A 19655-nucleotide genomic window follows, 5' to 3' on the forward strand; every position below is an offset into this window, starting at 1 on the left:
TTCGCTCGGTTGTGAATAAACCGTAGACGAGCCCAGTTTTCTTTCTCTTTTTCGATATTGATTACATTTCGATGCACTCTTTTTTATGAATACCTGCTTAACGGCGGGTATTTTTTCTGATTTTTTCCGGTCATAATCTGTTATAGTTTTAGTCATAATCAATATCATAGGTAGCGATAATTATGACAAAAACACCTTATTTACACCCTTCAGTATTACCGTTAAAAGGTGGAATTAACTTCCGTGACCTCGGCGGAAAAAAATTAGCCAATGGCAACAAAATAAAATCAGGCGTGCTATTTCGTTCAGGAGCTTTGAACCATTTAACGACAGAGGATTTGGCCGTTTTACAATCACAAAACCTTTATCAAATCTTGGATTACCGTGATGTGGCGGAAACAAAAGCAAAACCAGATATGATTTGGGATGGTGCTCATTATGTTAATGCCCCAGCGAACCCTATGGCAAAGGAGGTCAGTGCCGACTTAGGTCAACTGACACCAGAGTCACTTGAACAGTTTGACCCTAAAATATTTATGGGGCGCCTTTACGAGCTATTGCCTTTAAATAATCCTGCTTACCATCAACTTGTGAGTATGTTAAAGCAGCCTGAAAAAGGGGGGATCGTTCAGCATTGTGCGGTCGGTAAAGATCGTACTGGTGTTGGCGCCGCTTTGGTACTATTTGCGCTGGGTGCAGACTTAGATACCGTCATGGAAGATTACCTACTGACAAATGAAACCCTCGCGCCATTCCGTAAGCATTTATTGGAAGAGCATGCACAAAGGATGAGTGACAGTGTGGTGAAAAAGTTTGAGTATGTCTATTCTGTGCGTGAAGAATTTCTTATGACAGCCATAAATAGCATAAAAACACATTATGGTAGTATTGATAAATGGCTGGAGAGTGATTTTGGACTGGATAATGCTGGCAGAAGCTTACTTCAAAGTTATTTCCTCGAATAATTAGTTTAAGATTGGTTTATTACATATTAGTTAATGTATTAAACCAATCCATTATAAGGGAGAAAGGCTGTGACGTTGAATGAAATCGTCCATACAGTGACCGAATTTACCCGTGAACATGAAATATGGGCGCTGCCAATCATCTTCTTTCTAGCATTTGGTGAATCTTTAGCCTTTTTATCTTTGCTGTTGCCTGCAACTGTCATCCTGTTAGGTTTAGGTGCCCTCATCGGCGAAAGTGGTATTACATTCTGGCCTGTATGGCTTGCGGCAACGTTAGGGGCATTTTTTGGTGATTGGCTCTCTTATTGGTTTGGTTTTCACTATAAAGATAACGTCCGTAAAATGTGGCCGATTTCTCGCAAACCTCAAATGATTGATAGAGGGCAGCACTTTTTCAATCGTTGGGGCATATGGAGTGTCTTTTTAGGGCGTTTCTTCGGGCCATTCAGAGCTGTCGTACCTTTAGTGGCTGGGATTTGTAAAATGCCTAAACGCTATTTTCAGGCGGCAAACCTAGTGTCTGCGATGATTTGGGCATTTGGTATATTAGCGCCAGGTGCATTTGGATTACGTTGGCTAGCTCAGTGGATGGGCTAAGCTGCGAATCGTCTCGCAATTTAGGGCTTGTTTTAAATTACTTCTGGACTGATATACAGTATCCGATTACCTTACCCTAGATCTCGTCATGTAAGGATTTAACAGTGGATACCTCTCTTTTATATGGGGTTATTGGCGCCCTTGGCGGTATATTAATTGGCGGCTTAGCCGTTTGGCTGTTTATTGCGCAAAAACTTAACCAAAAAGAGCAAGAACTCCAACACATTAATCGTCAACTTGCGGCCAGTGATGAAAAAAACATCCATCTTTCTGAGTGGAAAATGGAATATGAACGTCTCGATCAAGAGTTGCGAACACTCAGAGATATTAATCGTGAGCAAGAAGCTGAATTACGAGAAATCACAACACGTTTTGAGCAAAGCCAGCTAGCCAATGAAGAGAAACAGCGCCTGCTGCAAAACAGTGAGCAGCGGTTAACGATTCAATTTGAAAATTTAGCCAACCGAATTTTTGAGCAGAATGAGCGTAGGGCATCAGAGCAGCAGCAAAAAAGCTTGATTGCCATGCTATCCCCATTTCGTGAACAGCTTGAGGGGTTCCGCCAACAGGTACAGCAAAGCTTTGGTGAAGAAGCCAAAGAGCGGCATACACTGGCGTATGAAATCCGTCAGTTACAGCAGCTAAATACTCAAATGACCAAAGAAGCGGTTAACCTGACTCGAGCCCTTAAAGGGGATAACAAGATCCAAGGAAACTGGGGAGAAACCATTCTGACGCGGATCTTGGAAGCTTCTGGTTTACGCAAAGGGAGTGAGTTTGAAACACAAGTCAGTATTAATACCAGCTATAACAGCCGTTATCAGCCCGATGTGATTATCCGCTTGCCTGAAGGTAAAGACGTGATTGTTGATGCAAAAATGTCACTGGTCGCTTATGAAAGATATTTCAATAGTGAAGACCCTGACGAACAAACTCAGGCTATCAAAAACCATGTAGCTTCAATTCGTAATCACATGCGTATGTTAAGTCATAAGGACTATCATCAACTACCGGGGATACGCTCTTTAGATTATGTATTGATGTTTATTCCAATTGAACCTGCTTACTTATTGGCTTTAAAAGAATCGCCTGAGCTACTTGATGAAGGTATAAAACAGAATATCATGTTAGTTTGCCCTTCCACATTATTAGTGGCGGTGCGAACAATTAACAATTTGTGGCGCTATGAACGCCAAGGGCAAAATGCGCAAGAAATTGCCGCAAAAGCCGCAAAAATGTACGACAAATTACGCCTTTTTGTTGATGACATGCAACTTTTAGGGGCAAGCCTTGATAAAGCGGATAATGCTTACCAATCCGCAATGAAAAGGTTGGCTGAGGGGCGTGGTAATTTAATTAGTCAGGCAGAAAGCTTTAAAGAAATGGGGGTTGAGGTAAAACAGCCTATTTCACCACAGCTCGTTGAAAAGTCAGATAAGCCATATTGTGCGGAATCTTAGACTTCTTGATAGGGTTTTACCTCAAAGACTGTTACACTTCCTACAAAAGTTTGAATTATAAACAGGCATAATAGAAATGACAGAACCATCAAAAGAAACTATTGATTTTGGTTTCCGTACCGTAGGTAAAGAAGATAAAGTTGGCCTTGTGGCTAATGTTTTTCACTCTGTAGCATCAAAATATGACTTGATGAATGATTTAATGTCTTTCGGCATTCATCGTGTCTGGAAACGTTTTACGATAGAAGCCAGTGGTGTACGTCGTAACCAACGTGTTTTAGATCTTGCTGGTGGTACTGGTGATTTAACCGCGAAGTTTTCTCGTCTTGTCGGTGAAAAAGGTGAGGTGATCCTCGCTGATATTAACGACTCTATGTTAAAAATGGGACGTGAAAAATTACGTGATCTTGGTATTGTTGGTAATGTTAGCTATGTTCAAGCCAACGCAGAAGAACTGCCATTCCCTGATAACTATTTTGATTGTATCACCATCTCTTTTGGGCTACGTAATGTGACCGATAAAGACAAAGCTTTACGCTCAATGTTCAGAGTGTTAAAGCCAGGTGGTCGTCTGCTAGTACTTGAATTCTCTAAGCCTGTAATTGAGCCGCTTAATAAGGCTTATGACGCGTATTCATTCCATGTTCTACCTCGTATTGGTCAAGCTGTGGTTGGGGATCCTGATAGCTATCGTTATCTTGCAGAATCTATCCGTATGCACCCAGACCAAGAAACACTGAAATCAATGATGGAAAATGCAGGCTTTGAACAAGTCTCCTATACCAATATGACAGGTGGTATTGTCGCATTGCATAAAGGGTTTAAATTCTAAGATGGAAGCCACATCAGCACAGGCTGAAAGCCAAAATACAGTGTTATATTCTTTAATGACGGCATTCATGGAAACATGTTTGAATCATATGTTATTTAAAGAATCGGTCTTAAAACCCGCTAGAGCACGCTTAGCGGGTAAAGTCATGTCTATCGATTTGAAAGAGCTGAATAAAACATTGACGTTGATTTTCAGTGATAACCATGTCGATGTTTTAAGCCAATGGCATGAGCCTGCTGATTGTACAATCAAAACATCCCTCTTTACGCTAATTAAGCTAAAAGACAAACAACAGTTATCACAGCTAATCAATAGTGGTGAAATTGTTATTGAAGGTGATATGCAGGTTGTACAGCATTGGTCGTCATTATTAGATATGGCAATTTGGGATCCTGCACACTATCTATCCCCTTACTTAGGCGATGTCGCGGCACAAGGTATTAGCCAAGTACTACGCAAGGGCGCGAGTTTAGCTTCACATTTAGCATGCAGGCAAAAAAACTATATCAAAGACACACTGCTTGAAGAGTGGAAAATGGCTCCAAACCCACTCGAACTGGCTTATTTTAGTGATGAAGTAGAACAAGTTTCTGATTCACTAAGTGAGCTAGAAAAACGATTGAGCCAGTTGGAGGAGTATAATGACGCCCGGTGAAATAAAACGTCTCTACTTTATTATTCGGGTATTCCTTTCGTATGGTTTGGATGAGCTCATCCCAAAAGTAAAGCTGACGTTACCACTGCGTATTGGTCGTTTTGGTTTCTTTTGGATTAAAAACCAGCATAAGGGCAAAGAGCTTGGTGAGCGTTTACGTTTAGCTTTACAAGAATTGGGGCCTGTCTGGATCAAGTTTGGGCAGATGCTATCTACCCGACGCGATCTGTTTCCACCCGCTATCGCTGACCAACTCTCTTTGCTGCAAGATAAGGTCGCTAGCTTTGACGGCAAACTGGCTCGTCGTTACATTGAAGAATCATTAGGCGGCCCACTCGAACAGTGGTTTGATGATTTCGATGAAAAGGCACTAGCGTCAGCTTCGATTGCTCAAGTACATACCGCAAAACTCAAAGAAAATGGTAAGGAAGTCGTTTTAAAAGTTATCCGTCCTGATATCCTGCCGGTTATCAAAGCGGATGTAAAACTCATGTATCGTATCGCTAATTGGGTGCCTTTACTGCCTGATGGTCGCCGTCTACGCCCTAAAGAAGTGGTTCGTGAATATGAAAAAACCTTGATCGATGAGCTAAATCTCTTACGTGAATCGGCTAATGCTATTCAGCTTCGTCGTAATTTTGAGAATAGCTCAATGCTATATGTACCAGAGGTTTATGCCGATTATTGTCGCGAAAACGTTATGGTCATGGAGCGTATCTATGGTATTCCTGTTTCCGATATTGCGGCTTTAAAAGCGCAAGGGACAAACATGAAAATCTTGGCGGAAAGGGGCGTGAAAGTCTTCTTTACTCAAGTTTTTCGTGACAGCTTTTTCCATGCAGATATGCACCCCGGCAATATTTTTGTCAGCTATGAGCACCCTGAAGATCCGCTGTATATCGGCATCGATTGTGGTATTGTTGGTTCACTGAATAAAGAAGATAAGCGCTATCTTGCAGAGAACTTTATTGCTTTCTTTAATCGTGATTACCGTAAGGTCGCTGAACTGCATGTCGACTCAGGTTGGGTGCCAGCAGATACTAACGTTGAAGATTTTGAGTTTGCTATCAGAACCGTTTGTGAACCTATTTTCGAAAAACCGTTAGCTGAAATTTCATTTGGGCATGTGCTATTAAACTTATTTAATACTGCGCGCCGTTTTAATATGGAAGTGCAGCCCCAACTTGTACTGCTACAGAAAACCTTACTCTATATTGAAGGCTTAGGCCGTCAGCTTTATCCTCAATTGGATCTATGGAAAACGGCGAAACCATTTTTAGAAGATTGGGTACACAGTCAAGTCGGTATTCCTGCAATTACCCAAGCGTTAAAAGAGAAAGCCCCTTACTGGGCCGAGAAAATGCCTGAAATTCCAGACTTAATTTATGGTGCTTTGCGTCAACATAAGTTCTTACAGTCCAATATCGAACAATTGTCAGAACAATTAAAACAGCAACGTAATAAACAGCGTAAGTCTCAATACCTATTAGGAATTGGTGCAACACTGATTCTTTGCGGGAGTTTATTCTTTATTTCCGCTTCAAATAGAATGGCTATAGCATTTATGTCTGCTGGCGCGTTATCATGGATTATAGGCTGGTATAAATCGGGGAAAAGTTAAGTAAACCTTGTTTTGCGACAAGTTTATAAGCCTGTGAATATTTCCGTATTGTGAGCAGGTTGTATATAATGGGATAAATAACTATTGATCCCACTTTTACAGAGGTATAAACAATGGAATCAACTATTGCAACGGCCGCTTTTGGTAGCCCTTGGCAACTTATTATTATTGCTCTACTTATTATTTTAATTTTCGGCACCAAAAAATTACGTTCTCTGGGGTCGGATTTAGGTGAATCATTGAAAGGCTTTAAAAAAGCGATGAACGATGATGAAGCTGCTAAGGCTGCAAAAGAAGAGCAAGAAAAACAAGATGCTGACTTTGCACCTAAAAATATTACAGAACAGCAACAGGCTGCTGACAAGAAAGACAGCCCAGTTGAGAGCAAAAATAAAGAGCAGGGTTAAACCGTGTTTGACATAGGTTTCAGTGAACTGCTGCTTGTTGCAGTTATTGGTCTTGTCGTCTTAGGCCCTGAGCGCCTACCAGTAGCAGTGAGAACTGTTGCTGGTTGGATCCGTGCGATGCGTTCATTAGCCTCCAATGTGCAAAATGAATTGTCACAAGAACTCAAATTGCAAGAGTTACAAGACACGTTGAAAAAAGTTCAGGAAAAAGCGGGTATGGAAACGCTTTCCCCTGAACTGAAACAATCTATGGATGAGCTTCGCCAAGCTGCACAATCATTAAAAACAGGATATCACTCGACAACAGAGAGCGTTGCAAGTGAGCTACAAAAAGCAAAAGAGTTAACTGATAACTACGACAATGCAGTTAAAGATGCTCAAAATAAAGCTTCGCAACCACCAGAGTCTGAATCGGATCCTGATCCTGAATATGCAGCAAAAATGGCAGCTGTCGTCGATGAGCCGACAAAGCCATCGCTAAACAATGACAGCGACCAGCAAAATGGCGTTACAGAGAAAAAAAATCCTAATCAGACAGAAAGCGAAAAATAGAACATGGCTGTAAATGATACACAACCACTTATTAGCCACCTCATTGAACTCAGGAAGCGGCTGTTAAACTGTTTGATTACGGTTTTGATTGTGTTCGCTGCCTTAGCTTACTTTTCAAATGATATATATCGGCTAGTCGCCGCACCTTTGATTGATAAGCTTCCTGTTGGTTCTCAAATGAGTGCGACAGATGTGGCATCAACCTTTTTCACTCCAATTAAACTGACCATGATGGTATCGGTATTTATTTCGATACCGGTGATCCTATACCAAATTTGGGCCTTTATTGCGCCAGCGTTATATAAGCACGAACGTCGGCTGATGCTGCCTTTATTGGTCTCCAGTAGCTTCCTTTTCTATTTAGGGATGGCTTTTGCTTACTTTGTTGTCTTCCCATTAGCCTTTGGTTTCTTTGTCAAAACAACACCGGATAGCGTCAATTTCATTCCTGATATTAGTAAATATCTCAGTTTTGTAATGACCTTATTTATGGCATTTGGTGCGGCCTTTGAAGTACCGATTGCTATTATTCTGTTGTGTTGGACCGGCGTCACAACCCCTGAATCACTAAAACGCAAACGGCCTTATATTTTAGTCGGTGCATTTATTGTGGGGATGTTTTTAACACCACCAGATGTACTTTCTCAAACGTTACTTGCCGTGCCAATGTATCTGTTGTTTGAGCTTGGTGTGCTTTTATCTAACTTTTATGTGGGTAAAGGTCGGCGAGATCGGGAAAATAATGAAGAAGACGATGAAGAGAAAGAAGAGCCTTAATTTATCGTTATTCAGTCTATAAAAACTCGATTTATAACTGCACTCAACAGGTTGGTAGCCAACCCAATTAAGGTGCAGTTTTTTTATGTGGGTTAAGATAGCTTTTTAAACTGAGTATTATCGAGTACTTTAGACACATTTTTATTTAAAATATTCAGTAATAAGATTGAGCGTGATTCACCATTAGGCTCATCATAAATTGCCTGAATACCTGCAAAAATGCCTTCGGTAATCAAGACATTATCACCATGAGTTGGCGTTTCGGGATCGACGAGATGCCCAAGGGGCGCTTGTTGCAAAAGTTCGATGATTTCGTCTGGTACAATGGCGGGGTGTAGGCCAAAACGGACAAAATGGCTGACACCGCGAGTGGATTGTATTGTAGTGGTATGGATTTCGTTATGATCGAACTTCACGAACAGATAATTAGGGAATAGCGGCTCTTGTACTTTTGTTCGCTTTCCTCTAACCACTTTTTCTATTTCTGTCATGGGAGTCATGCAGATCACATTTTGCCTATTTAGGTGCTCTATGGCCCTATCAATTTGGCCACGTTTACAATATAGCAGATGCCATTTTTCCATTTCTTAAACCCAATACAACAAAATTATGCTCATCATAACAAATTAAAGTATAAAAATGTGACTAATCGACAAAGTAAGAATAGCATTTAGAATCAGAAATATATACTAACTAAAAATCAATAAATTATAGTTAGTGATAATGTAATAACAGGTTATCTAGGAGACAGCATGGAAATTTTTTTATTGAGTAACGGTAAGCTTCCAAACAATCCAGTATGGCTAAGTTATGCCTTACCTCGTATCCATGAAATGATCGCACGTAGGAACATTACATCAGCGGTATTGGTGCCTTATGCGATATTACGGGATCCTCATGATGAGCGAGCAGAGCAATTAAGCGAAGCTTTAGGTATTAAAGTTACGTCAATTGAACATTTTTCCAGCCCTGTCGAAGCGATTGAACAAGCAGAATGTATCCTTGTAAGTGGGGGCAATACATGGTGGTTAAATAAATGCCTGCATGAAAATGGGTTGATTGTTGCTATCCAGCGCGCGGTTAAAGAGCGTGATGTTCCCTATATTGGTTGGAGTGCGGGTTGTAATGTGGCTACACCAAGTATTCGTACGACCAATGATATGCCTGTGAGTAATGCGGTGATTATGCCGTCTTTGGGGTTGTTTCCCGTACAGATAAATCCCCACTATATCGATTCTCATATCTCAGGTCATATGGGGGAAACGCGAGATGAGCGATTACAAGAGTTTTGTGTCATCAACCCTCATGAAGTCGTGGTTGCACTGAGAGAAGGTAGTGGATTACAGATTAAAGGCAACACATTGACTTATTTCAGTGGTAAAAATGAAGGTTTTAAACTCTTTCAGCACAACCAATCATTCCCTGAACAGTTTGATACTTTATCATTAAAAGCATTGGTTCCATTCGATTGCCAGTAAAATAAGATGTTTTTGACTATAACCATATTGATTATGAATAGTTTTTATGGGTAACTTGTAACCTTGGCCGGACGTCTTATAATGAGACTCCCTCTGTAATAGTAAAAGATGACAATGAAATACCGTGACCTAAGAGACTTCATTGCCCAGCTTGAAAAGCAAGGCGAACTAAAACGTATTACGATGGAAGTCGACCCTTACCTCGAAATGACGGAAATAGCTGATCGCACGCTTAGAGCAGGGGGCCCTGCCTTATTATTTGAAAACCCTAAAGGCTATGATATGCCCGTTTTGTGCAACCTATTTGGCACAACCAAACGTGTTGCGATGGGAATGGGGCAGGAAGATATCAAGGCACTACACGATGTTGGTAAGCTGCTTGCTTTTCTAAAAGAGCCGGATCCACCGAAAGGTTTTCGTGACCTGTTTGATAAATTACCTAAGTTCAAACAGGTACTCAACATGCCAGCAAAACGGCTAAGCTCAGCCCCTTGCCAAGAGCAAATTTGGGCGGGGAATGACGTCGATTTAACCAAAATCCCTGTTATGCACTGCTGGCCTGAAGATGCTGCGCCGCTGATTACATGGGGATTAACGGTAACAAGAGGCCCTAATAAAGAGCGTCAAAACTTGGGTATTTACCGCCAACAGGTGTTGGGGAAAAATAAAGTGATCATGCGTTGGCTCTCTCACCGCGGTGGTGCGCTGGATTTTCAAGAGTGGTGCCAACAGCATCCGGGTGAAAAATTCCCTGTCGCAGTAGCGCTTGGTGCGGATCCTGCAACTATCCTAGGTGCGGTGACTCCGGTTCCTGATACGCTGTCTGAATATGCGTTCGCCGGTTTATTACGTGGTAATAAAACGGAAGTCGTTAAATGTATCTCGAATGATCTTGAAGTACCTGCGGGCGCTGAGATTATCTTAGAAGGCTACATTGAACCTGGTGAGCTCGCGCCGGAAGGGCCTTATGGTGATCATACTGGTTATTATAATGAGATAGATAGTTTCCCTGTCTTTACGGTAACCCATGTTACTCAACGCCGTGATGCGATTTACCATTCTACCTATACAGGCCGGCCACCCGATGAGCCAGCTGTACTGGGGGAAGCCCTAAATGAAGTCCTAGTACCTATTTTACAAAAGCAGTTTCCAGAAATCGTCGATTTTTACCTTCCTCCAGAAGGGTGCTCATATCGTCTTGCTGTTGTTACGATGAAAAAACAATACGCAGGCCATGCAAAACGCGTCATGATGGGTGTTTGGTCTTACCTCCGTCAATTTATGTACACAAAATTTGTTATTGTGTGTGACGATGATATCAATGCGCGTGACTGGAAAGATGTGATCTGGGCGATAACCACTCGTATGGATCCTGCTCGCGATACTGTTATGATGGAAAATACACCTATCGATTATCTTGATTTTGCATCACCAGTCTCTGGTCTAGGGTCAAAAATGGGGCTAGATGCAACAAATAAATGGCCCGGTGAGACAAACAGGGAATGGGGTAGGCCAATTGTTATGGATGAACAAGTGAAGTCGCGAATTGATGATATTTGGGATCAATTGAATATTTTTGAAAAATAAGAGGGGAGCCATGGCAACTTTGAGCTGTAAAGTCACATCTGTTGAGTCCATAACTGACACAGTATATCGGGTTATTTTGTTGCCGGATGGTCCTTTTCATTTTAAAGCAGGTCAGTACCTTATGGTGATCATGGATGAGCGTGATAAGCGCCCATTCTCAATGGCATCTACACCTGCTAATAACGAAACAATTGAATTACATATTGGCGCTTCAGAAATTAATCTTTATGCCATGGCGGTGATGGATCGAATTTTAGATCAACGCCGCATCGATATTGATATCCCACATGGCAAGGCATGGTTTAGAGAAAATAGCCAAAACCCAATGATCTTAGTTGCAGGGGGCACGGGGTTTTCTTACACGCATTCGATCCTACTCGCGGCTCTCATGGAAAACCCTTCTAGAGATATTACCTTCTACTGGGGGGGGCGTCAGCTAGAGCACCTTTACGACTTAGGAGAGCTGCAAGCGCTTAGTGAACGTTATCCTAATCTAAAAGTGATACCTATCGTTGAACAACCGGATGAACAATGGAGAGGGCGCTCAGGAACGGTTTTAAGTGGGGTATTGGAAGATTTTGGTGATTTGTCCTCCTATGATATTTACATAGCAGGGCGTTTTGAAATGGCAAAAATCGCCAGAGAACGTTTTTGTGCAGAGCGTAATGCAAAGCCTGAACAATTATTTGGTGATGCCTACGAGTTTATTTAAATGATAATTTACTGAATATTTGAATCGATGGCCTGTGGCATGATTGAGCGTATATGTGCCACTTTCCTCGTTGGTGATGACATTGATTGGTTGTTTTAGACCGTAACTTGTCAGTTAAACTTTGCCCAAATGGATAAACCAAGTGGCAAAAAAGAAAAAGCCCGCCCCTGACTAGGCGGGAATGTTGACAACATACAACAACACTACGGCAACTCGCGGCTATACCCTTTATATTTCAATTGGCGCAGGTTTAGCTGTTTGGCATTGCTCAGATAATACCGTTTTTGAGCTTATCCTTTTGGCAAACATGCGCTTGAACGACTTAGGGTATAGACACACTATACACGCTCAATGATCGTGGCAATGCCTTGCCCAAATCCGATACACATTGTTGCTAGGCCAAATTGTTTATCCTTCAGCTCTAACTGATTGAGCAATGCCGTTGTAATCCTTGCCCCAGAACAACCCAGAGGGTGGCCCAATGCAATAGCACCGCCATTAAGGTTGACTTTTTCATCAATAAGGCTTTCTGGCAGTTTCAGCCCTTTTAAGCAGGCAATGGATTGAGCGGCAAATGCTTCATTTAATTCAATAATATCGATATCCGCTAATGATAATCCCGCGCGTTTTAGCGCTAGCTCTGTAGCAGGAACTGGCCCAAAGCCCATGATTGAAGGATCACAGCCAACAACGGCCATTGAGCGAACTTTGGCACGTGGCTTGAGCCCTCGTTCTTTAGCGTAGCTTTCGCCTGTGATGAGCATTGCTGACGCCCCATCTGAAAGGGCAGAAGAGTTACCTGCCGTGACGGTACCACTTACGGGGTCAAAGGCGGGGCGCAATGATGCTAGGCTTTCGAGGCTTGCATCAAAACGGATAACTTCATCATAATCCACGGCAAAGAGATTGCCTTGGCTGTCATGCCCAGCTACGGGCGCTATTTCATGTTTAAATTGACCATTTTTAGTGGCTTGGGCAGCACGTTGGTGCGATCTAAGGGCAAACGCATCTTGCTCCTCACGGCTAATTTTGTACATTTTAGCCAGCATTTCTGCGGTTAGGCCCATTGCACCAGCCGCTTTTGCGACACGTAACGTTAATTTAGGGTTGAAATCAATACCATGTGTCATGGGAACATGACCCATGTGCTCCACACCACCGATTAAGACTGAGTTTGCATCGCCTGTCATAATAAGTCGGCTAGCATCATGCAGAGCTTGCATTGAAGAGCCACACAAACGGTTAACTGTGACCGCAGGAACTGTATGTGGGATATCAGTCAGTAACGCAGCGTTTTTAGCGATATTGAACCCTTGTTCAAGGGTCTGTTGCACACAGCCCCAAATAATATCATTGAGTTCTTTTTTGCTTGCGTTAGGGTTGCGTTCAAAAATCACATTCATCAGGTGTGCTGAGAGGTCTTCCGCTCGGACATGGCGAAATACACCGCCCTTTGAACGCCCCATTGGTGTACGTATTCCATCGATAATAACGACATTTTCCATACTATTAGCCTCTCGCAACTTTTTTAATATCAATTGCCACTACAGGTGGCTTCGCATAATAACTGGAATTGGCCTGAGATTTTTCTTTGAGACCCGCAGGAATTTGATACAGAGGGCTTAACTGAGCATAGGCCTCCGCTGTCTTAGCATAAGATTGTGTGCCAACGGTATCTAAGTAGCGGAAGACGCCTCCTCGGAAAGGAGGGAACCCAAGGCCGTAAACTAAAGCGATGTCTGCATCGGCAGGGCTTTGAATGATGCCCTCTTCTAAGCAACGAACGACCTCATTGATCATCGGGATCATCATACGTGCAATGATCTCTTCTTTTGTAAATGAGCGCTTGCCTTGACTGATTGAGGCGAGTAATGCATCTGTGGCGGGGTCATCAACTTTCTTTGGCTTTCCTTTTTTATCTTTTTCATATTGATAAAAGCCTTTGCCATTTTTTTGCCCAAACCGTTTTTCTTCAAACATAACATCAATAGCATTTTTGCCTGTTTTACTCATGCGCTCAGGGAACCCTAGTGCCATTACATGCTCTGCATGGGATGCGGTATCAATACCAACTACATCAAGAAGATATGCAGGTCCCATCGGCCAGCCAAATTCTTTTTCCATGACTTTATCGATTTCTCTGAAATCTGCACCATCTTGTAGCAGTAAGTTAAAACCTGCAAAGTAAGGGAAAAGAACCCTATTGACGAAGAAACCAGGGCAGTCATTAACGACAATGGGGGTTTTACCCATTTTGTTGGCGTAAGCGACGACTTTGGCGATGGTATCCTCTGAGGTTTTTTGACCACGAATAACCTCAACAAGCGGCATGCGATGCACAGGGTTGAAGAAGTGCATACCACAAAAATTTTCGGGACGTTTTAACGACTTCGCTAGCTCAGTAATCGGTATGGTCGACGTATTAGACGCTAAAATTGTTTCTGGGCTAACTAATGCTTCAACTTCCGTCAGCACAGCGGCTTTAATTTTGGGGTTTTCAACGACCGCTTCCACGATCACTTGTGAATTTTCGATACCCGCGTAAGAAAGCGAAGGATGAATCGATGCGAGTGTTTTCGCCATTTTTGAGGCATTGATTTTCCCGCGCTCAAATTGACCATTTAATAGTTTATGAGCCTCTTCGATGCCTAAATCTAAAGATTTTTCATTAATATCCTTCATGAGCACAGGAACGCCTTTACTTGCGGACTGGTAGGCTATTCCACCTCCCATAATTCCTGCTCCTAGTACTGCGGCATGTTGAGGGGCTTCAACGTGACGAGAAAGCTGTTTGCTTGTTGATTTAACTTGCTGATCATTTAAGAAAATACTAACTAATGAGCGAGCAACATCGCTATGAGCAAGTGGAACAAAAGCTGCTGTTTCATGTTTTAGGGCTTCAGTACGAGCACAGTTGGCTGCTTTTTCAATGGTATTGACTGCCGTCATAGGGGCGGGATAGTGTTTTCCTGCAACCTTATACACCATACCTTTTGCAACATTAAAGCTCATGCTCTGTTCAATAGGGCTAAGTTGTAATGGTTGTAACTTAGGTTGACGTCTTTGCTGCCAATTAATCGCTCCTGCGATTGCTGATTCAATGAGGGCAAGGGCTGATTCTACAAGTTTGTCCGTCTCAACAACGGCATCAACCAAGCCGAATTTGAGTGATTCTGCGGCACTAATGTCTTTGCCTGCGGTAATAATTTCTAGGGCGCTATCTAAACCGATTAATCGAGGTAAACGAACAGAGCCGCCAAAGCCCGGCATAATACCGAGTTTCGTTTCAGGTAACCCAATACGCGCATCTGGAGTAGCAATACGTAAGTCAGTAGAAAGAATACATTCACAGCCTCCACCTAGCGCATACCCATTAATGGCGCTAAGAGTAGGAACAGGTAAGTCTTCGATACGATTAAAAATACCATTTGCGTAGCCTAACCACTCGCTTAGGGTCTCTGCTGGTGCTTCAAAAAGTGAAAGAAACTCTTTGATATCTGCCCCAACAATAAATGCAGGCTTGTCAGATCTTAGAATAACGCCTAATAGGCCTGATTGCTGTTCAAGTACAGCAACTGCTTCATCAAGTGAAGCAACGGTATGAGTATCCAATTTATTTATTGGCCCAGGCGAGTTAAAAACGAGTTCTGCAATACCTGTTTTCAACCATTGAACATAGATTGTTTCACTTTGATAAAGCATGCCGTTCTCCTTATGATGATTTTATCATCTGGTACGACCAGATAGAGTTGAGTGTGACTAGAATGTTAAAGGAATGCAAATAATTGATAACAAAACTGGAACGTTGATCACAGCAAATAAGTGAAATATAGGAGAGGGAAAATAGTATTCTATTTAATAATCAGTTGATTAAGCTGATTTCCCCTCAGATTGCATACCAGTCAATTCAAGAACGTGCTAAGCTTGGATTTTCTAATAAAACTGAAAGGTTGAATGAAATGGAAAAACTGACTGCACTCTACGCTGACCATATTAAAACTTTGCAAACAACAACTCAGCAGGTCTTACAACGCAGCAAGCTAGACGCCATACTGATTCATTCGGGTGAACCTCAACGTATTTTTCTTGATGACAGCGACTATCCTTTCAAAGTGAATCCTCACTTTAAAGCATGGGTGCCTGTCACCGATGTTCCACATTCTTGGTTATTAGTGGATGGTGTGAATAAACCTAAACTTTGGTTCTATTCTCCCGTTGATTATTGGCACAGCGTTGAGCCATTACCAAATAGCTTTTGGACCAAAGAAGTTGAGCTTATTCATTTAAAAAATGCAGATGATATTAGTGAGTTTTTAGCGAATATACCTAAAGAAAATATTGCCTATATTGGTTCAGCTAAAGCTAGAGCGGAATCACTGGGTATTCGCCTACAAAATATTAACCCAAAACCTGTCGTTGATTTCTATCATTTCCATCGTTCTTATAAAACAGATTATGAAATGTATTGCATGCGTGAAGCGCAAAAAATGGCGGTAAATGGTCATTTATCGGCATTCGAGGCTTTCCAAGCAGGCATGAGTGAGTTTGATATCAACATCAGTTACTTACAAGCGACAGGGCATCGCGATACAGATGTGCCTTATGGGAATATTGTTGCACTCAATGAAAATGCAGCCGTATTGCATTACACTAAATTACAGCAACAAGCACCGAATGAAATAAGAAGCTTTCTGATTGATGCAGGGGCTGAGTATAACGGCTATGCTGCTGATATAACTCGTACTTATGCCGCAAAAGGCAAAAGTGAGTTTGCTGCTCTTGTTGCCGATATGAATAAAGAACAGTTGGCCTTGATTGATACCATCAAAGCAGGTGTACGCTATACCGATTACCATGTCGATATGCACCATCGAATTGCTAAACTATTGAAAAAACACTCAATCATTAAGGGAATTAGCGAAGAAACTATGGTGGAGCAAGGGCTAACCACGCCATTCCTACCCCATGGGTTAGGCCATCCTCTAGGTTTACAAGTTCATGATGCTGCTGGTTTTATGCAGGATGAAGATGGCACACTGCTTGCTGCACCGAAAATGTATCCTTTCCTTCGCTGCACTCGCGTACTGGAACCAAGAATGGTGCTGACTATTGAACCCGGCCTTTATTTTATCGAATCGTTACTGTCATCTTGGCGCTCAGGCGAATTTGCTCAACACTTTAATTGGGAAAAAATTGAGCAGTTCAAACCTTATGGGGGTATTCGTATTGAAGATAACATCATCATTCATCATAATCGGATTGAAAATATGACGCGAGATTTGCAACTACCGTAATGAAACCTTATTTAATACCGGCTGAATCTATCTGTTATACAGAAGAAATTAAAAAAAGCCGTTTTATTACCTATCTTGCACATACAGAAGGTATTGATGCCGCAAAGGAGTATATTCAATCCATTAAAGCTCAATACCCAGATGCTCGGCACCATTGCTGGGCATTTGTTGCAGGACGCCCGGATGATTCTCAGCAGTTAGGTTTTTCCGACGATGGTGAGCCAACAGGAACGGCCGGAAAGCCAATAATGGCACAATTGCTCGGCAGCAATCTTGGGGAGATCACCTGTGTTGTTGTACGTTATTTTGGTGGTATCAAACTAGGGACAGGCGGTTTAGTTAAAGCTTATGGTAATGGTGCTCAGCAAGCACTTAAGTTATTACCAACACAAACAAAAGTACCGCAAAAATTTTTCCAGCTAGTTTGTGATTATGCATTTATTAATACGGTTGAGCAGCTAGTTACGCAGGTCAACGGGATGATTTTACACAGTGAATATAACGAATCTGTTTCCCTACGAATTGCAATTCCTGCTACCTTAGAGCAAGAAGTCAATGATAAATTACGCGATATGAGTCGCGGGGCTTTAGAACTCATACCTGAATCTGAATAGTCAATTGGTTAGCAAGGAACCTGCCGAATGCATTTTCGTGCAATAACCCGTATTGTCGGGCTACTCGTTATTATCTTCTCTTTTACCATGGTTGTGCCGGGTATTGTTGCGCTTATTTATCGTGATGGAGCAGGTCGAGCATTTAGTCAAACGTTTGTTACGGCTTTAGTGCTCGGATTACTGTTATGGATCCCAACGCGCAACAGCAAGCATGAACTTAAAGCAAAAGAAGGGTTTCTTATTGTCGTCTTGTTTTGGACCGTGCTAGGAAGTGTGGGGGCATTACCTTTTATCTTTTCTGAAAAGCCAAACCTTTCCATAACCGATGCTTTTTTTGAATCCTTTTCTGGGTTAACCACAACAGGAGCGACAACGTTAACTGGGCTCGATACGCTTCCGAAAGCCATCTTATTTTATAGGCAAATGCTACAGTGGTTAGGTGGGATGGGGATCATCGTACTTGCTGTGGCGATCCTGCCATTACTCGGTGTTGGGGGAATGCAGCTTTACCGTGCTGAAATGCCTGGGCCGCTTAAAGATAATAAAATGCGACCGCGTATTGCAGAAACGGCAAAAACCCTTTGGCTCATCTATGTATTGCTGACGATTGTATGTGCGATTGCGCTGTGGATAGCAGGTATGGATGTGTTTGATGCCATCTCTCATAGTTTTTCTACAATAGCGATTGGTGGTTTTTCAACGCATGACGCGAGTGTGGGGTATTTCAATAGCCCAGCGATAAATACCATTATTGCGGTTTTCTTAATTATCTCGGGTTGTAATTTTGGTCTGCACTTTGCCGTGCTTACTGGGCGTAGCTTAGGTATCTATTGGCGCGATCCTGAATTTAAAACATTCATTAGCTTCCAGTTAGCCCTCGTCATTATCTGTACACTGGTTTTACTTTATCACTCAGTGTATGGCTCTTTTGGGCAAACATTAGATCAGGCATTTTTCCAAGTTGTCTCAATGGCAACAACTGCAGGTTTTACAACAGATAGTTTTGCCGGATGGCCTTTGTTCCTGCCGATGCTTCTTCTATGTGCCGCATTTGTTGGCGGTTGTGCTGGTTCAACAGGAGGCGGATTAAAAGTTATCCGTATCTTGCTATTGTTTTTGCAAGGATCTCGGGAATTAAAAAGGCTTGTTCACCCAAATGCCGTTTACACCATAAAGTTAGGGCAAAGAGCTTTACCTGAAAGGATCATCGAAGCGGTATGGGGCTTCTTTTCAGCATATGCGCTCGTTTTTATCGTCAGTTTACTTCTATTAATTGCAACGGGTGTCGATGAATTTTCTGCTTTTTCAGCTATCGCAACAACGTTAAATAACCTAGGGCCAGGCCTTGGCACTGTCGCTGATAACTTTACATCGATGAACCCAGCAGGGAAATGGATACTGGTAGTGACTATGCTGTTCGGTCGTCTTGAAGTCTTTACATTATTAGTGTTATTCACGCCAACCTTCTGGCGCGATTAATAAGATAGGATCAAGAATGAGTTACTTACTTTTGCATTCGAGCACAGATGGACAAACTAAAAAAATTGTTTTGAAAATGGCGGAGCAACTACGAAGTGTAGGGCGCCAATGTGATATTCGAGATTTAAATAGCGAAAAAAATATCAATATTACATCGTATGAAAAGGTGTTAGTTGGAGCGTCTATTCGTTATGGTCACTTCAATAAAGCACTGATGCGGTTCGCAACGATTCATCAAAGCCAATTAAATACAATGAAAACCGCTTTCTTTGGTGTGAACTTAACTGCGCGCAAAGAAGGCAAAGATACTCCTGAAACGAATGCCTATACGCGCAAGTTTCTGGAGAAAAGCCCTTGGCAACCAACACTAAGCTCAGTATTTGCTGGCGCATTGTTCTATCCACGTTATGGTTGGTTCGATAAGACGATGATTCGACTTATTATGAAAATGACAGATGGGCCAACCGACCCAAATACAGAGATAGAATATACGGACTGGGAAAAAGTGAGCAAGTTTACACAGGAATTTGACTGTTTATAGCTCATATCTTTAACGATAAGTGGTGTTTTTAAACGATTTGTTTAATGTTTCATCGGTTGAATTAAAAAGTTTAAAAAACAC

The 19655-nt window shown here is 42.1% G+C and carries 19 protein-coding genes; 16 read left to right on the forward strand and 3 right to left on the reverse strand.

The window, feature by feature from the left end; translation table 11 throughout:
• Window positions 1-182 precede the first annotated feature (182 nt).
• The 9 genes from PR699_RS12625 (at window position 183) to tatC (ending at window position 7869) form a co-directional block, all read left to right on the forward strand.
• The gene (locus PR699_RS12625; protein WP_004924704.1) at window positions 183-965 is read left to right on the forward strand and encodes a tyrosine-protein phosphatase; all 783 of its coding nucleotides are present in this window, start codon (window positions 183-185) and stop codon (window positions 963-965) included.
• 69 nt (window positions 966-1034) lie between these two features.
• Window positions 1035-1565: a DedA family protein gene (locus PR699_RS12630; RefSeq protein WP_004924706.1), complete on the forward strand. Its 531-nt coding sequence runs from the start codon at window positions 1035-1037 to the stop codon at window positions 1563-1565.
• 104 nt (window positions 1566-1669) lie between these two features.
• Window positions 1670-3025 (forward strand): DNA recombination protein RmuC, encoded by a 1356-nt coding sequence (gene rmuC / locus PR699_RS12635; protein WP_004924708.1) that lies wholly within the window; start codon window positions 1670-1672, stop codon window positions 3023-3025.
• A gap of 76 nt (window positions 3026-3101) precedes the next feature.
• The gene (ubiE, locus tag PR699_RS12640) at window positions 3102-3857 is read left to right on the forward strand and encodes a bifunctional demethylmenaquinone methyltransferase/2-methoxy-6-polyprenyl-1,4-benzoquinol methylase UbiE (RefSeq protein WP_004924710.1); all 756 of its coding nucleotides are present in this window, start codon (window positions 3102-3104) and stop codon (window positions 3855-3857) included.
• A 1-nt stretch (window position 3858) separates the two neighbouring features.
• A complete protein-coding gene (locus PR699_RS12645) occupies window positions 3859-4512 on the forward strand; it encodes an SCP2 domain-containing protein (RefSeq protein WP_004924712.1) in 654 nt (217 codons plus the stop codon).
• Window positions 4499-6133, forward strand: a complete 1635-nt coding sequence (gene ubiB, locus PR699_RS12650) for a ubiquinone biosynthesis regulatory protein kinase UbiB (RefSeq protein ID WP_004924714.1) — start codon at window positions 4499-4501, stop codon at window positions 6131-6133. Before PR699_RS12645 ends, ubiB begins: the two co-directional genes overlap by 14 nt.
• Window positions 6134-6246: 113 nt before the next feature.
• A complete protein-coding gene (gene tatA, locus PR699_RS12655; protein ID WP_004924718.1) occupies window positions 6247-6540 on the forward strand; it encodes a twin-arginine translocase TatA/TatE family subunit in 294 nt (97 codons plus the stop codon).
• Window positions 6541-6543: 3 nt separating this feature from the next.
• The gene (tatB, locus tag PR699_RS12660) at window positions 6544-7092 is read left to right on the forward strand and encodes a Sec-independent protein translocase protein TatB (protein ID WP_014656861.1); all 549 of its coding nucleotides are present in this window, start codon (window positions 6544-6546) and stop codon (window positions 7090-7092) included.
• A 3-nt stretch (window positions 7093-7095) separates the two neighbouring features.
• On the forward strand, window positions 7096-7869 hold the full coding sequence (gene tatC, locus PR699_RS12665) for a Sec-independent protein translocase subunit TatC (protein ID WP_014656860.1): 774 nt from the start codon (window positions 7096-7098) through the stop codon (window positions 7867-7869).
• Between the two features lie 92 nt (window positions 7870-7961).
• On the opposite strand, the gene rfaH is transcribed toward tatC, so the two are convergent.
• Window positions 7962-8453 (reverse strand): transcription/translation regulatory transformer protein RfaH, encoded by a 492-nt coding sequence (rfaH, locus tag PR699_RS12670; protein WP_004924724.1) that lies wholly within the window; start codon window positions 8451-8453, stop codon window positions 7962-7964.
• A 168-nt stretch (window positions 8454-8621) separates the two neighbouring features.
• On the opposite strand from rfaH, the gene pepE reads away from it, so the two are divergent.
• The 3 genes from pepE (at window position 8622) to fre (ending at window position 11646) form a co-directional block, all read left to right on the forward strand.
• Window positions 8622-9347: a dipeptidase PepE gene (pepE, locus tag PR699_RS12675; RefSeq protein ID WP_004924726.1), complete on the forward strand. Its 726-nt coding sequence runs from the start codon at window positions 8622-8624 to the stop codon at window positions 9345-9347.
• 114 nt (window positions 9348-9461) lie between these two features.
• Window positions 9462-10934 carry a 4-hydroxy-3-polyprenylbenzoate decarboxylase gene (gene ubiD, locus PR699_RS12680; protein ID WP_014656859.1) on the forward strand — a complete coding sequence of 491 codons (1473 nt, stop codon included), beginning with the start codon at window positions 9462-9464 and terminating at the stop codon, window positions 10932-10934.
• Between the two features lie 10 nt (window positions 10935-10944).
• Entirely contained in the window at window positions 10945-11646 is a 702-nt protein-coding gene (fre, locus tag PR699_RS12685; protein WP_014656858.1) for an NAD(P)H-flavin reductase, read from the forward strand.
• Window positions 11647-11984: 338 nt separating this feature from the next.
• On the opposite strand, the gene fadA is transcribed toward fre, so the two are convergent.
• Both fadA and fadB read right to left on the reverse strand, forming a co-directional pair.
• Complete coding sequence (fadA, locus tag PR699_RS12690; RefSeq protein WP_014656857.1) at window positions 11985-13151, reverse strand: acetyl-CoA C-acyltransferase FadA; 1167 nt, start codon at window positions 13149-13151, stop codon at window positions 11985-11987.
• Window positions 13152-13155: 4 nt separating this feature from the next.
• Entirely contained in the window at window positions 13156-15348 is a 2193-nt protein-coding gene (gene fadB / locus PR699_RS12695) for a fatty acid oxidation complex subunit alpha FadB (RefSeq protein WP_014656856.1), read from the reverse strand.
• A gap of 257 nt (window positions 15349-15605) precedes the next feature.
• Here fadB and pepQ point away from each other — a divergent pair, with 257 nt between their 5' ends.
• From pepQ to hemG, 4 genes are read left to right on the forward strand one after another with little or no spacing between them, the layout of a single operon-like run.
• Window positions 15606-16940, forward strand: a complete 1335-nt coding sequence (gene pepQ, locus PR699_RS12700; RefSeq protein ID WP_014656855.1) for a Xaa-Pro dipeptidase — start codon at window positions 15606-15608, stop codon at window positions 16938-16940.
• Complete coding sequence (locus tag PR699_RS12705; RefSeq protein ID WP_004924737.1) at window positions 16940-17554, forward strand: IMPACT family protein; 615 nt, start codon at window positions 16940-16942, stop codon at window positions 17552-17554. Before pepQ ends, PR699_RS12705 begins: the two co-directional genes overlap by 1 nt.
• A gap of 27 nt (window positions 17555-17581) precedes the next feature.
• Window positions 17582-19033 carry a Trk system potassium transporter TrkH gene (gene trkH, locus PR699_RS12710; RefSeq protein WP_004924738.1) on the forward strand — a complete coding sequence of 484 codons (1452 nt, stop codon included), beginning with the start codon at window positions 17582-17584 and terminating at the stop codon, window positions 19031-19033.
• A 16-nt stretch (window positions 19034-19049) separates the two neighbouring features.
• Window positions 19050-19574, forward strand: coding sequence for a menaquinone-dependent protoporphyrinogen IX dehydrogenase (gene hemG / locus PR699_RS12715; RefSeq protein ID WP_004924740.1), 525 nt, complete (start codon window positions 19050-19052; stop codon window positions 19572-19574).
• Window positions 19575-19655 lie beyond the last annotated feature (81 nt).

Origin of the sequence: Providencia sp. PROV268, assembly GCF_028477805.1 — a bacterium.
Lineage (GTDB): Bacteria > Pseudomonadota > Gammaproteobacteria > Enterobacterales > Enterobacteriaceae > Providencia > Providencia stuartii.